Raw genomic sequence first — 14948 nt, forward strand, 5'->3', positions numbered from 1 at the left:
TTTGCATACATGGTTAAACTAGATTGGATTGACAAGCTACTAAGGCAGTAATATTAACTAATATTAAGGAAAGCCGCAAAATTCGCTTAGAACAAGTTAAGCAGTTTAAAAATGATTTATAGGCTATTTCGCAAAACATAGAAAAGTAAACTAATGGGAAAACCGACAGGATTTATTGAGTACCTCCGCGAAGCACCGACGGAAATACCACCAAGCGATCGCATCAAAAACTGGGATGAATTTCACGTCCATATGCCCGATGAAAATCTCCGCATACAGGGCGCTAGATGCATGGACTGTGGTACGCCATTTTGCCATACAGGCAATCTAATTAGTGGCATGGCAAGCGGATGCCCAGTCAATAACCTGATTCCCGAATGGAACGACTTGGTATATCGCGGACTTTGGCGCGAAGCCCTTGATCGTCTACATAAAACCAATAATTTCCCAGAATTTACAGGTCGTGTTTGTCCCGCACCCTGCGAAGGTTCATGTGTATTGGGGATCACGAATCCACCTGTGACAATTAAGAATATCGAATATTCGATCATTGACAAGGGATGGGAAGAAGGGTGGATCGTTCCCGAACCTCCTGCTAAACGCACTGGGAAGAAAGTTGCAGTAATTGGCTCTGGCCCCGCAGGATTAAGCGCTGCCGCCCAGCTTAATAAGGCAGGGCATTGGGTAACTGTCTATGAACGTGCCGATCGCCCAGGGGGATTGCTAATGTATGGCATTCCCAACATGAAGTTGGACAAGCAGAAAGTGGTATTGCGTCGATTGGATATCCTAGAAAAAGAAGGCGTGAAATTCATTTGCAATACCGAAATTGGCAAAGATATGCCTGCGGAAGACTTGCTAAAAGAATTTGATGCAGTTGTAATTTGTACTGGTGCAACCAAGCCCCGTGATTTAAGTATCGAAGGACGGGAACTTAAAGGCATCCATTTTGCCATGGAATTTTTGACGGCAAATACTAAGGCAGTTATTAACGGTAAGTCAGGAGAAGACTTCATTTCTGCACAGGGCAAGGATGTTGTGATCATCGGCGGCGGTGACACAGGAACCGACTGCGTTGGCACATCGATCCGCCATGGCTGTAATAGTGTTGTCCAGCTAGAAATCATGCCCAAGCCACCAGAAACCCGTGCTAAGGATAATCCTTGGCCTGAATGGCCGAAAGTCTACAAGATGGACTATGGACAAGAGGAAGCAAGTGCAAAGTTTGGTGACGATCCCAGAGCTTATATCACTACTGCAACTAAAATCGAGGGAGATGAAAACGGTCAGGTCAAAGCTGTCCATACTGTACAAGTGCAATGGGAACGAAATGACAAAGGTCAGTTCATTCCTAAGCAAGTGGCTGGAACTGAAAAGGTAATTCCTGCTCAGATTATCCTATTAGCTATGGGTTTTCTTGGCCCAGAGCAACCACTGCTTGATTCTCTTGGTGTGGAACGTGATGCCCGTAGTAACGTCAAAGCTAATCATGGTCAATTCACCACCAGCCTTCCGAGTGTTTTTGCGGCGGGAGACTGTCGCCGTGGCCAAAGCCTAATTGTCTGGGCAATTAACGAAGGTCGTGGCGCTGCGCGTGAATGCGATCGCTATCTCATGGGTGACACAGATTTACCCTAGTAACAAGTGGCTGACAGCGCTTTTCGTTTAAACCCAAACCAATAAATTTTTTAAAATGGTTGCTTTGCAACACTTTTAAAAAATTTATTATGGTTCTTATAACTTAAGGAATAATTCATGGAAAGTAATGTGTTGGTCTCCCCTGAGACTGTATATGAGAATCTCAATCAACTTGATCAAGTTGACCTCACCACCAGCGCTGAATATCGTGAAATGGCTCAGGATGTTCTGGCTGACTCAGGCGTTGCCCGTGATGTTCGAGAAGCGATCGCAGATCGCCTCAATCAAGCCAATCAGCAACTAATTAATACGACAGTTAGCAAAACCGATAGTTATTAATAGAAAAAGAAAGAGCGCATCGCGCTCTTTCTTTTTTTTGCAACAGTAATTTATACCAATTCACAAAAGTGTGACAACACTTCTGTGAATTAAAAAGCAAACCCCGTAAGGGTTTTAAAAGCACAAAGTGGCGTAGCCACTTTGTGCTTTGGTATTATTGGTTCGGGTTTGATTGCAATGCGCTATATGTCCCCATACGCCGTAGCCAACGGTAATGAGATAAAAATCCTGCCCAGAGAGAACTATGCTGGTTATATTTCACCCCAAATTCTCGACAAGTCTGCTCAACCACTTTAGAAATTACAGGATAATTAATATGACAAATATTAGGGAATAGGTGATGCTCAATTTGGAAATTGAGCCCACCCAGTAACCATGTCACATAAGCATTATTACGCGAGAAGTTCACCGTAGTTTCGATCTGATGAATTGCCCAATCATTCTCAATAACGCTAGATTCTGCAATTGGTGTCGGAAAATTCGCCTCTTCGACTACATGAGCTAATTGGAAGACTACACTAAGTACGACTCCTAAAGTTACAGCAACTAGTCCATAACTAGCTAAAACTAACCAGATCGAATGGAATAGCAAAGGAATTACAAAGGCAATTGTAAAAAAGACTAGCTTTCCAATAAAAAATATGGCGAGATTGGCTTGTTTTGGACGAGGATAAGTGCGATCGCCAATTTTGCCAGTAATCAGGCAATAAAAGTCATCATAAAAATGCCATTTGATCGCTAGCAAACCATACAACAGCCACAAATAATATTGTTGCCAACGATGAAATGGAAGTCGGGCATGGGAAGGAGAAAGTCGCCCAAAAATTCCCACTTCTAAATCCATATCGTAACCAGCAATATTCACATAGGTATGATGCAGCACATCATGTTTCCAATGCCAAACATAAGAACTGCCGCCAATCAAATCTAAACTCATGGACATGAGCTTATTTACCCATGCATGACTTGAATAAGCATGGTGTGCACCATCGTGCTGAATACTAAACCCGATTCCTGCGGTAATAACACCTAGCACAATACAAAGGGGAATTACTTGCCACCATGTCTGAGCCAAGAAGATTAATCCAGAATATATTCCAAAAAAACTTAGTAGCAAGATTATTGTCTTGGCATACATTTGTGGACAATCACGTTCCCTAAGATCACTGCTTTGAAAAAGTTCGTCAACTCTTCGTCTCAGTTCAGCCTGAAAGCCACTGTTCTTAGCAAATTTTAGTTTTTTTGCTGGTTCTTTCTCTTGACTAATCACAAACTGCTGAGATTCATTTCGCTCTTGCATCTTTTACCATTTCTAATCAATATCGTATTTATAATTTTTCACTTATACTAATTATCTAAAGTGTTACAAAACCTTAGGCAAATACAATTTAAGCTCAAACTTGTGTTTTATTTGGTCAAGAATTGTTTTTCTACAGTAAAAAGGCTTTAGGTAAGCGATCGCACTATATCCCTGATGTTACATGATTCAATTGAATATTCCCTAAGCGATTTTGCAAAAAGCAATGCAAACCGAATTAGCTCTCCTTCATCATCAAAGATGCATAGACATACTTGTTTAAGAATTTGCATTAACTTCGGTGCATCTTTATTGCTAGCACTAGGCTTGACAGTGATATTTGGGTGGTATACAGGCTCTGAAAGGCTTATTCAGATCAGTCCGCGATTTGTGCCTATGCAGTTCAATACAGCTCTGGGTTTTTTACTTATAAGTCTAGCGCTTTTGGGTTTAACAAATAATCGCAGGGGTTTTGTTAAGTACATTGGAATTACGTCAATTTTATTAGGAGGATTAACTCTAATTCAACATATTTTCGGGGTGAATTTGTATATTGACGAATTATTTATGAAGCATTACATTACGATCTCCACCTCTACACCTGGACGAATGGCTCCAAATACTGCTTTAAATTTTTTATTAAGCGGCATTTCCATTCTAACAATGTCAGCGATGAGAATTAGTCTAACCCAAATCTTAGTTAGTAGCTTTTTGGGATCTGTGACTATGGGGCTTGGAAGTGTCGCTTTCCTTGGGTATTTGTCTAATGTTGAAACAGCTTATGGCTGGGGAAATCTAACGAAGATGGCAATCCATACTGCGATCGGTTTCATCATCGTGGGGTTAATGTTAATTCTAGTAGCAAGATATTTGAGTTGGAAAACACAACAAAAATCACCTACAGTATTGCTGCCACTGATCCTCGGTATTTTAGGCTTTACGATTACTATTTGCCTTTGGCAAGCACTCTATTCGGCTGAATTATATATCACGACTCAATATGGCATTAAAACAAAAAATTTTGTTGCAGAAGGAATTCTAATTTTTGGGGGATTATTTTCAATTGTCATTGCGATCGCTGTATGGTTCGCAATCCGATCTCGTGAGCAGTTACGGGCTCTCAGATTAGCTCAAGAAGAAATCTTGATTCTCAATCAACAATTAGAAAAAATATCTTATCTTGATAGTTTGACCGAAATTCCTAATCGTCGTTCATTTGATGCTTTCATAGAAAAGGAATTCGAGAGAGCCTTTCGTAATCAACATTCTATAGCTTTAATTTTGTTGGATATTGATTACTTCAAAGCTTATAACGATCATTATGGACACCAAATGGGCGATTATTGTCTTCAACAAGTTGCTCAGACCATCAATAACATGGCTCAGTGTAAAACTGATATGGCGGCTCGTTATGGTGGCGAAGAATTTGTTTTATTGTTAACTGATACCATGCCTGCGGATGCTGAAAAAGCTGCCTCAATGACACTACAGGCGATCGCTAATTTGCAAATTCCCCATGAGAAATCCAAGGTTAGTTCTTTTGTTACCATCAGTGCTGGCATCAGTGTCTGCGTTCCTTCTATTGACACAACTATTAAAGAATTAATTCATCACGCAGATCTAGCTTTGTATGAAGCCAAAGCTCAAGGTAGATCTCGTATTGTTACTACAAAATTTTAAGTACCTCAGCAATATAGAAAGGCAGCGCGAAGCGCCGCCTTTCCCAGACAAGAATTGATGGTGCGGGGCAAAACTCCGCACCATCAATTCTTGTCTGGGAAGGAAGTAGATACTTAGGCTCAATTTTGCTTGTCCAATTTTTTGCCTCGGATAGAATAATCTAATAGCTCCATTGGATGCATGAGGAGAACATTTTTATTTTGCAACTTTAAATGCTTGCGAATTTGGGTAATGCAGCCAACATTCGCCGAAGCTATTAATTGAGCGCCAGTATCCGTGAGATTGGTTACCTTCATCTCTCCCAATTCATGTCCAACTTCTGGTTGTAAAATGTTATAAATTCCCGCACTGCCGCAGCATAAAGAAGCATCAACTGATTCCCTTAATTGAACATTAGGAATTTGACGCAACAAACGACGTGGCTCAAGGCTGATCTTTTGTCCATGAAGCATATGGCAAGCATCTTGATAGGCGATCGCTAAAGGTTGATCTTGCAAAGGAGAGAGCTTTGCAGTCAATCCCACATGATCAAGAAATTCTTGAACATCCTTTACTTTTTGAGAGAAAAGCTTCGCTCTCTCTGCATAAATAGGATCATCTTTCAAAATATGACCATATTCTTTCAATGTATGTCCGCAGCCTGAAGCATTAACCAGCACTGCATCAAGATTTAATTCGGCAAAAGCATCAATGGTCTGCTTTGCAAGTTCTAGAGTTTGGGATTCCTGTCCTTGGTGATGGGATAATGCACCACAGCAACCTTGCAATTTGGGAACTACAACTTCACATCCATTTGCCGTTAGTACGCGCACTGTTGCATTATTCACCTCTGGTAAAAATACACGTTGCACACAACCCAAGAGCATTCCCACACGGTAACGCTTTTCTCCTTGGGCAGCAATTACTTCAGGTAAATTATCCTGAAAAGCTTGGGGAGTCAATTCGGGTAGCACTGATTCCATTGCAGCTAGTTGCTTGGGCAAAAACTTTTCTAACCAACCTTGCGATCTCACTAATTTTTGTAAGCCTAGTTTCTGATAAGCCAATAGAGGTGCAAGCAAAATCCTTAGACGATTGGGATAGGGAAAAGTTGAGAAGATAAATTGACGTAATAGTTTTTCAGGTAGCGATCGCGGATGATTTCTCTCAACTTGAGCGCGAGTTGATTCAATTAGTTGGTCATATTGCACACCTGATGGGCAAGTAGTTACACAGGCAAGACATCCTAGGCAAGTATCAAAGTGCTGTGCGATCGCAGGCGACAAAGGAATATCACCTTCATTGATTCCATCCATTAAATAAATTCTGCCGCGAGGCGAATCTGTTTCTTTTCCAATGACACGATAACTAGGACAAGTAGACAAACAAAATCCACAATGTACACAAGCATCAATTAGCTGTGAATTTGGTGGATTCTTAGCATCAAATGTTTGTGAGAAGATTTGAGAATTTGGCTCAATCAAATTTTGAGGTAGGTTTTCAGAGTTTGGCTTGTCAGAAACTTGCATATGTACCTGCTTATTAGCTTATATCTAAGAAAAAAATCATTTACGGCAATAAACCCATTAAAAGTATTGCATTGCAACACTTTTAATGGGTTTATTGGTTTGGGACTGAGCGCAAAGCGCTGTAAGAAAACATTCGGTCTGGACTCAGTAAGCCTCGTGCATCAAACTGTTGGCGAATTTTATCCATAACAGCGCTGGCATTGCCTGTATATCCCCAAACATTAGCTTTAAACTTCAATTCATGAGGAGCTTCAAGAATAGTCAAAAATCCACTATGGGATTCGGCAATGCTTCTCACTTTCGAGATCTGATTTGCGATCGCACCTAAATCCTGCACATCTTCTAAACGCAAAACGCCTAAACCACTACCAGCATGTATTTGCAAATAATGGGATTGCTCATCAAAAATTTGTTCGCATTCTTGCAGTAATGACACGCTAGCCGATGGCAATACACCCAACTTACAAACCATAGAAGCATCATCTTCAGACTGATCTGAATTACGCAGCTCTTCCTGCCAGATCAAAATCTCTAACAGCTCCCAGAATTCTTCAGCCGTACCCAACATTTGCACTTCTAAATTCAATTCTTTCGCCAATACAGCAATGCGATCGCATTGCTCGATTACGCTAGCCTTGAGACTCGCAAATTGTAAAACTAAGCCGATCCCTTGTCCTAAACCAAGATCTGCGATCATTGTTGCTGAGAGTAAATCGCAGGCAGTGGGCGTAAGTACCGAGGTACCAATTTTTTGCTGAGCTTGGGCGATCGCCTCGGCTGTGCCAGTAATCACCACAATTTGCGTATACTCAGGCAAAGGATAAAGCCGAAAAGTAATCCTAGAAGCAATTCCCAAAGTTCCATAAGAACCTGTCAATAATTTCATCAGGTCATAGCCAGCCACATTTTTGACTACACGCCCACCCGCCTTCACGACTTCACCATCAGCTCGCACAAACTCAATACCCAAGCACATGTCCCGCACACTGTTGTAGCGATGTCTCAACGAACCAGCGCTAGCAGTGGCTAGAATTCCGCCAATAGTTGCATTAGCTCTATAAGGAGGATCGATCGCTAAAAACTGTCCTGCTTTTGCTAAGACTGTTTGCAAATCCTGATACTTCACCCCTGCCTCGACTGTGACAGTAAGATCCCCAACACAATGCTCAATCACCCGATTTAACTTTGATGTACTGATTACTACATCCGCTCTACTCACTAAGCCACCCCAATCTAACTTAGTAGCATTGCCACAAGGTAAAACTCGTAATCGATGTTCGGAGGCTAATGCGATCGCCTTCGATAGTTCGGCGATCGTCTGAGGATAAAGCACACAGGCAGGCGATAGGCTATCAGGTGTAAGGCTACTCACAATCCGATCATGCAAATTTGGTATTAAGCGATCAAATAAAACGACATTATCCACTCCAAGCAAGTCAGTAAATAATGCAATCAGTTGATTATCAGTAAGTCTCACAAAATTAATGTCCGTACATACATGCTATTTGGGGCAGCATTTCGTGCTGCTCCAATATCTAAGTTTTTAAAATAAGCGTTTACTACCATCAGGGCGAATCGTCCCCCAATTGGTTTTGGCTTGGGCTAATTGATCTTCAGAAATCTTAGCCCCCTTTAAATCTGCACCACAAAGATTTGTACCATTTAAGTTTGCTTGACTTAAATATGCTCCTTTCAAGTTAGCTCCACTTAAATTTGCTCCAGACAAATCTGCTTTACTCATATAAGCTGATTGGAGATTTGCCTCGCGTAAATCAGCCAGAATCATCGAAGCACTGCCCAAATCACACTTTATCAGGATAGCGCGTTGCATTTTTGCTTCCCGTAAATTAGCACTATTTAACTTAGCCTGAGATAAATTAGAACCTTGAAAACTAGCTCCAGTTAAGTCACTATGACAAAAATCTGCCTCAACTAATTTAGATCGGCTCATCACAATGCCCGAAAGGGTTGCACTACCAAATGCAGCCTTAGTGTAATCTTGGTTGGCAAAGTTTCGCTTGCCTTGATTGTATTCAACAATAACTCTACGCCCACCTTTCAGCTCACCAGTACCAATCCGACTGCCTGATCTGGTACTACCAGTGGTCAACATGCCACTGTTATCAAATTGTGTTCCCTGACCATTGCCATGTTTCTGCGATTGAATGCGTGAGTTAGGCATCTGCGTTGCAGGTCTAACGGTCACAGAAGAAGGTGCATTATGAGGTGTATAGCTTGCTGATGGTGTCGTAGCTTTTGGCGGTTCTTCAGAAATGCCACCAGACTCTAAGGCGCGTAAAGCTTCTTCCGCTGAGCGAAATCGTTGGGCAACAGATTGCTGAAGGAGCTTCTCAAAAACTACTCTGAGTCGATCGCTTAGTTTAACCTGCGACTTCCAATTAATTTCACCTGTATAGGGATCGTGGGGTAAGTCCTTAGGCGATCTCCCTGTCATGAGATACAGACAACTCATCGCCGTAGCATATAGGTCGCTAGAGTACACAGGACGCATTGCCATCTGTTCTGGTGGCGCAAATCCTGGTGTACCGATCGCAAAGTTAGTTAATAAACCACTGGGATCATCATCCGCCGATGGCTTGTTAACTTGGCTAGAAACTGCACCAAAGTCAATCAGTACCAATTGCCCATCTTGTTTACGACGCATGATGTTAGCGGGTTTAATGTCACGGTGGATCACCCCGTTTTCATGCATAAACCCAAGAGCTGGAAAGATTTCTGCTAGTATTTTCCGAATTTCAATTTCGTTGAATGCCCCCCGACGCTCAAATTCTTGCTTTAAAGTTTCCCCATCGACAAATTCTTGAACCAGATAAAAATTACTATCTTCTTCAAAATAATCTAGTAAGCGCGGAATTTGCGGATGACTACCGATTTTGCCAAGAGTAAAAGCTTCTCTTTCAAATAATTCGCGCGCCATCTTCATCACACTTGCGGATTGGGTGTTTGGGCGCAGTTGCTTGACCACACAAGATGGGAATCCAGGTAGACCCTCATCAGCAGCCAAAAATGTTGCGCCAAATCCACCTTTACCCAATGGGCGACTAGCTCGATAACGATTTCGCAGCTTTAAATTAGAACCACAAGCAGCGCAATTAATGGCAAATGGTTCATTATTCGGATTAGCACAGTTCGGATTAACGCAATAACTCACGGTTGATCGAAAGCCCAAGTGATGGTTGATCAAATCAAGTTGCAGGGATAATAACAGTTTAATATGTCATCGCCCTACGGAAACTCATAGCTTATATCAATTTCAAAAATTCTGGTGATTTTTTGAAACTTACAAAATTTGCAGCAAAAGATTGCAGATATTATAAGTTATTTAGAAAACTTTAATTTAAGCGAATCTGGATAAATATCAAATGTATATTTGTGATGACTCAAGTAAATAAATCTAAAAATCATCAGTATTTGTCCCATCGTTATTAGCATATGGGGAAGTACGACCTGATGGTCTTCTTCTACGTCCAGATGCAGCAGTGTCTTTGCCAGATTCGCCATTACCAAAGTTGTCAGTTTCGCCGTTACGATTTCTGGGGCGTTCTCCAACTATATTATCATCGCTAGGTCGTGGGCGACGCTTTGGACTAACAGGACGAATATCGCTTTCGTCGATGTCAATCACTGAGTCATTACCATTGGACTCACCACTACGCTTTGGACGGCGTGAACGACGAGGATCTGTGGTATCGCCACGAAGCTCGCTTGCTTCAGCGCTGTTAGAAATTGCACCGCGCATACGACGTGACGGATCGCGATCGCGGCGAGGTGCAATTTCACGAGTGGGATCAATCTCGACTCGATAATCAGAACCAATGGGTTCCTCATCATCAACAAGAGGACTGGAAGGTGCTCTACGGGCTTGATTGGCTAGAGCTTGACGTAGTACTAAGGACTCTACGGCAAACCAACCCGCAAAACCGACAACTAGGACTTGCGCTAGCTGTGTGGTAATTTCCATCCGAAAATTAAAAGCTAGTAAGATGATGCCATAGACTAAGGCGATCGCCGAGAAGAAAATGTCGTGGTCACGGGCTAGTTCAGGGCGAAAGTTCCGCACAAAATATAAACCCACACCTCCTAAAGCGGCAACAATTGCCAAAAGAATCATTAGCGGGTTGCCACCGATGTTGATCATGGCTCTATATTTCTCCTAAAAATACCTGTGTTTTTGTCTCTAACACTGAATGTATAACTAGTTCAGTGCTTTCAGACTATCTACGTCATTCAGTATAACAATACAGCGCTTTGCCCTGGAGTAAATTTCTTTAAATCAAAATCCAAAAGACAAGAGGCGGTGCAAAGCGCCGCCTCTTGTCTTTTGGATTTTGATTAACCTCGGCGGATGATGCGATCCTTTTGGCTAACGATCAACACTGCTGCGAAGATTAATCCAAGAACTACGCCACCAGCAACAAGGCTTCCTAGAAAATTAGTTAATGATTGTGTCATATAGATATGTGGGTAAAGTTTTTATATACAGATTAAATTCTTAACATAATTTTAGCTTAAAAAGCTATGGAGTCAGCTCTTCGCATTAAAACCAATTTTTATGTTTGCGGTGCTTTAAGCACCGCAAACATAAAAATTGGTTTTAATGTTTGTGAATTTTGTTTTGGCTACGAACAATCCAGTAACTGATTGAAAGTGAAAGCACTGCGATCGCAAGCCCCGTAAGGTCACCATCAGCTTTGCTATCAAAGATAATGACTTTACGCGCAACCGCAGTTAAGGCAGTAATGATCACTAGCTCTAGCTGGATTGTGTGATGGCGCAAGTAAGCCGTCACGTTTTCCATGAGTTCAAGGGCAATCAATACATTCAGAAACATCCCAAATATTTTGAGTAAAGGGATGCTAAAAGCTCCTCTTGGGTCAGTAAGAAAAAGATCAAAGGTTAGTATCCGCAACAGGTCAAATAGTGCGCCAAAAATGACAAATACTAGAGCGATCGCCATTATTTTAGAAACAACGTTTTCGACTGTTCTAATTGCTTTTAGAAAGCTCTCATCTTTACAGGCAAGAGTCAAAAAGCGAAATAAATTTGTAACTTGTTGCCTTAATCTCATTCCAGACCCACACCTTTTAATTTTTTATTCGTCAGAACCAGAATATAGATGGCGATGTCAAAACATCTCCGAATAAATTTACTGGTAATCGCTCTAGAAAAGATTATATAGATTAAATGCATAGACTAAAAATGTATATTAGTGATAAAATCATAGAACTTAATCTATGGTTTTATCACTAATATGAGTTACCGCTTATCTGATGCTCAATTAGCTACTCATATCACCTTGCATCAGTTGCAGGTCTTTGAAGTAGCTGCTCGACACGGCAGCTATACCCGTGCTGCTGAGGAGCTATTTCTAACACAACCCACAGTTTCGATGCAGATTAAGCATTTGACAAAGGCGATTGGGATGCCTTTGTTTGAGCAGGTTGGCAAAAAACTTTTTTTAACTCAGGCTGGCAGGGAGCTGTTTACAACTTGTCAAGAGATTTTCGGTCGCATATCCCAATTTGAGATGAGTGTTGCCGATATGAAAGGTCTAAAACAGGGATATTTAAAGATTACGGTGGTGACAACAGCAAAATATGTAATCCCGCGTTTGCTGGGCCCATTTTGTCAGCGCTATCCAGGGGTAGAGATATCTTTGAAGGTAACTAACCATAGCGGTGTTTTAGAGAGGCTTGCTGAGAATAAAGATGATTTATATATTCTTAGCCAAGTTCCTGATGAGCCTGATGTAAAGTCTCATCAGTTTTTGTCAAACCCATTAGTGGTTCTAGCAAGTCACGATCATCATTTGGCTAACGAGAAAAATATTCCCATTCAAAAGTTAGCAGATGAGCCATTTATCACCAGAGAGTCTGGCTCTGGTACAAGGGGATATGTAAAAAGGCTATTTGATGAACACAAAGTTACTCCGAAAATAAAAATGGAGCTTGCAAGTAATGAGGCGATTAAACAGGCGATCGCAGGTGGTTTAGGAATCTCAGTTTTGTCGCGACATACGATCGCTTTAGAGGGGGCTTCGGGGCAGATTGCAGTTTTGGATGTAGAGCATTTCCCAATTCCTTGTAACTGGTATGTTATTCATCTGGCTGGTAAGCAGTTATCAGTTGTAGCTCAAGCTTTTCTAGAGTATTTGCAGACCGAAGGGAAACAGATCGCTGAAGATACTACATGGTAAAAAAAAGAGTGAATGCTTTGCATTCACTCTTTTTTTATTAAAGGCGGCACCCAGATTCGAACTGGGGGTGAGGGTTTTGCAGACCCCTGCCTTACCACTTGGCCATGCCGCCGAACGGAGAATGATTATAACAAACTAATGTAATTTGTTGCAAATTTTAAATCATATTGATCAGCAATTCTCATTTAAAGAGATGTATTTGTTTCAATATTCTCTTGCCAGAGTTCAATATCTAGATCGTTGAGATAAGCGATCGCGGTTTGGATTTGGGCTTGATTACCTCTAAGACTGAGGTGAAACCAACCACTGCCAGCATTTATGCCCAGAGTTGCGGAAACAATATTTGCTGTTACCCCATGTTGCAAAATTAAGTTTGAAATCACAGGTTCACTGTGCAATTCTTCGGGAATACGAATCTTGATATCCATTGTTATGGAACGTGTATCGACAGTCATCATCAAATCTCCTTTTTATTAATGTTTAATGTTTTTGAGAATTTAAAGAATGGCATTGCCATTCTTTAAATTACGATTATTCACGAGAATTAGAGTTATGAGTTCTGCGTTCCAAAATCTCTTTCAGTACAAGGGTTACGACTGCTAACAATGCTAGTAGTACGGCGGCAGAATATGCTACTTCGGTTTCATATTGCTTGTAAGATTCTTCAACAAATAAAGGTAAGCTCTGAGTCTTACTAGCGATATTTCCTGAAACTACTGATACTGCCCCAAATTCGCCCATGGCTCTGGCATTGGTTAAAACCAATCCATAGAGTAATCCCCAACGAATATTGGGAACAACCACTCGCCAAAAGATTTGCCAATCATTTGCGCCAAGGGTACGGGCTGCTTCTTCTTGGTCGGTTCCCATTTCGTCAAGTACAGGAATGACTTCACGAGCAATAAAGGGCATACTCACAAAGATCGTTGCTAGCAACATTCCAGGGAAAGCAAATATGATTTTGATGTCATGGGATTCTAGCCATGAGCCAAACCAGCCTAATCTTCCATAGAGCAGGACAATCATCAAACCCGCAACTACAGGTGATATCGAGAATGGCAAATCGATGATACTCAGTAAGAAAGCCTTCCCTGGAAATTTGTTGCGGGCGATCGCCCAAGCAGCACTGAGCCCAAAGATCGTATTTAGAGGTAAGGCGATCACGGCTAAACTAACAGTGAGCTTGACAGCATTTTGAAAATCTGGTCGTTTTACCGCATCTATTATGGGGCTAAAGCCTTTACTAAATGCCGTAACAAAAACATTCGCCGCAGGAATTAGCAGCACTAGTCCCAGATAAACAAAAGAGATCGCAATTAAGATTGTTGGAACCCAACTTTTCTTTTGAGTGATTTTGGTTGGTTCGGGTAAATTGCTTGGGCGATCGACTACGGAAGAATTGAGATTAGCCATAGCGTTTGCTCCATGCTTGTAATAAGTTAATAGCAAGTAAGCTGACAAAGGAAATTCCTAACATCACAGTGCCAATTACCGTTGCGCCCACATAGTCATACTGCTCTAGGCGTTGGAAGATCAAAATTGGCGTAATCAGATCCTTAAATGGAGTATTGGAGGCAATAATTACAGTCGAGCCATATTCGCCGACTGCACGGGAAAAGCCGAGGGCAACTCCTGTCAAGATCGCAGGTGTAAGCGGAGGAAGAATCACTTGCATGAAGGTTTGGAATTTAGAAGCTCCCAGCGACCAAGCTGCTTCCTCAATTTCCTTCTCTAATTCGGTGAGTACGGGCTGAACTGTCCGCACAATGAAGGGTAATGAGATAAACATCATCGCAATCCAAACCCCAAGTCGGGTGAAGGCTATTTTGACTCCTGCTGGGGCAAGCAATGATCCAATCCAACCTTTTTCACTGTAGACAGTTGCTAGGGTCAAACCAGCAACGGCGGTGGGTAGGGCAAAGGGCAAATCAACTACGGCTTCCAGAAACCTTTTGCCAAAAAAATCGTAACGCACTAAAACCCAAGCAATCAAAGTCCCGAATACGCCATTAACGGCGGCGGCTGCAAAGGCGGTTACAAAGGTAATTTCATAGCTAGATACAGCGAGTGGACTAGTGGCTGTTTTCCAGAAGCTCTCTAATGGTTCACTGGCGGCTTTTGTAAGCAAGGCGGCGATCGGTAAAATTAGCAAAAATGCAAGATAAGTAAAAGTAATTACCCATGCCCAAGGTATTTTGCCAAGGAAATTCAGCAAGGGATTAGATTTTTGCTTTCCGTCTGGCGGAGAGTCAGGTGTTGTCGTTACCAT

Annotated in this window: 14 protein-coding genes and 1 tRNA gene; 4 read left to right on the top strand and 11 right to left on the bottom strand. The window is 41.7% G+C overall.

The features are described from left to right. The first annotated feature begins 153 nt into the window (after positions 1-153). Positions 154-1638: a glutamate synthase subunit beta gene (locus CQ839_RS10515; protein WP_103668229.1), complete on the top strand. Its 1485-nt coding sequence runs from the start codon at positions 154-156 to the stop codon at positions 1636-1638. A 117-nt stretch (positions 1639-1755) separates the two neighbouring features. Further along, complete coding sequence (locus CQ839_RS10520) at positions 1756-1977, top strand: hypothetical protein (protein WP_181016168.1); 222 nt, start codon at positions 1756-1758, stop codon at positions 1975-1977. 154 nt (positions 1978-2131) lie between these two features. Here the strand turns inward: CQ839_RS10520 and CQ839_RS10525 are convergent, their stop codons facing one another. Beyond that, the gene (locus CQ839_RS10525) at positions 2132-3277 is read right to left on the bottom strand and encodes an acyl-CoA desaturase (RefSeq protein ID WP_103668230.1); all 1146 of its coding nucleotides are present in this window, start codon (positions 3275-3277) and stop codon (positions 2132-2134) included. A 393-nt stretch (positions 3278-3670) separates the two neighbouring features. Here CQ839_RS10525 and CQ839_RS10530 point away from each other — a divergent pair, with 393 nt between their 5' ends. Continuing rightward, on the top strand, positions 3671-4954 hold the full coding sequence (locus CQ839_RS10530; RefSeq protein ID WP_181016169.1) for a diguanylate cyclase: 1284 nt from the start codon (positions 3671-3673) through the stop codon (positions 4952-4954). Between the two features lie 119 nt (positions 4955-5073). Here the strand turns inward: CQ839_RS10530 and CQ839_RS10535 are convergent, their stop codons facing one another. From CQ839_RS10535 to CQ839_RS10560, 6 genes are all read right to left on the bottom strand, one after another. Then, the gene (locus CQ839_RS10535; RefSeq protein ID WP_103668232.1) at positions 5074-6462 is read right to left on the bottom strand and encodes a (Fe-S)-binding protein; all 1389 of its coding nucleotides are present in this window, start codon (positions 6460-6462) and stop codon (positions 5074-5076) included. 91 nt (positions 6463-6553) lie between these two features. After that, positions 6554-7939 carry an FAD-binding oxidoreductase gene (locus CQ839_RS10540; protein ID WP_219817764.1) on the bottom strand — a complete coding sequence of 462 codons (1386 nt, stop codon included), beginning with the start codon at positions 7937-7939 and terminating at the stop codon, positions 6554-6556. A gap of 66 nt (positions 7940-8005) precedes the next feature. Then, the gene (locus CQ839_RS10545; protein ID WP_103668266.1) at positions 8006-9634 is read right to left on the bottom strand and encodes a serine/threonine-protein kinase; all 1629 of its coding nucleotides are present in this window, start codon (positions 9632-9634) and stop codon (positions 8006-8008) included. A gap of 243 nt (positions 9635-9877) precedes the next feature. Beyond that, on the bottom strand, positions 9878-10621 hold the full coding sequence (locus tag CQ839_RS10550; protein ID WP_103668233.1) for a Ycf66 family protein: 744 nt from the start codon (positions 10619-10621) through the stop codon (positions 9878-9880). A gap of 194 nt (positions 10622-10815) precedes the next feature. Continuing rightward, positions 10816-10935 (bottom strand): photosystem II reaction center X protein, encoded by a 120-nt coding sequence (locus tag CQ839_RS10555; protein ID WP_094533443.1) that lies wholly within the window; start codon positions 10933-10935, stop codon positions 10816-10818. A 142-nt stretch (positions 10936-11077) separates the two neighbouring features. After that, positions 11078-11551, bottom strand: a complete 474-nt coding sequence (locus tag CQ839_RS10560) for a phosphate-starvation-inducible PsiE family protein (RefSeq protein ID WP_103668234.1) — start codon at positions 11549-11551, stop codon at positions 11078-11080. Between the two features lie 183 nt (positions 11552-11734). Here CQ839_RS10560 and CQ839_RS10565 point away from each other — a divergent pair, with 183 nt between their 5' ends. Continuing rightward, positions 11735-12679 (top strand): LysR family transcriptional regulator, encoded by a 945-nt coding sequence (locus CQ839_RS10565; RefSeq protein WP_103668235.1) that lies wholly within the window; start codon positions 11735-11737, stop codon positions 12677-12679. A 41-nt stretch (positions 12680-12720) separates the two neighbouring features. Here the strand turns inward: CQ839_RS10565 and CQ839_RS10570 are convergent. The 4 genes from CQ839_RS10570 to cysT form a co-directional block, all read right to left on the bottom strand. Next, a tRNA-Cys gene (locus CQ839_RS10570) sits at positions 12721-12791 on the bottom strand. A gap of 73 nt (positions 12792-12864) precedes the next feature. Then, positions 12865-13137 carry an NIL domain-containing protein gene (locus tag CQ839_RS10575; RefSeq protein ID WP_258040696.1) on the bottom strand — a complete coding sequence of 91 codons (273 nt, stop codon included), beginning with the start codon at positions 13135-13137 and terminating at the stop codon, positions 12865-12867. 73 nt (positions 13138-13210) lie between these two features. Continuing rightward, on the bottom strand, positions 13211-14092 hold the full coding sequence (gene cysW / locus CQ839_RS10580) for a sulfate ABC transporter permease subunit CysW (protein WP_103668237.1): 882 nt from the start codon (positions 14090-14092) through the stop codon (positions 13211-13213). Then, positions 14085-14948, bottom strand: coding sequence for a sulfate ABC transporter permease subunit CysT (gene cysT / locus CQ839_RS10585; protein ID WP_103668238.1), 864 nt, complete (start codon positions 14946-14948; stop codon positions 14085-14087). The genes cysW and cysT overlap by 8 nt, the downstream gene beginning before the upstream one ends.

The sequence above is a fragment of the Pseudanabaena sp. BC1403 genome (genome assembly GCF_002914585.1).
Lineage (GTDB): Bacteria > Cyanobacteriota > Cyanobacteriia > Pseudanabaenales > Pseudanabaenaceae > Pseudanabaena.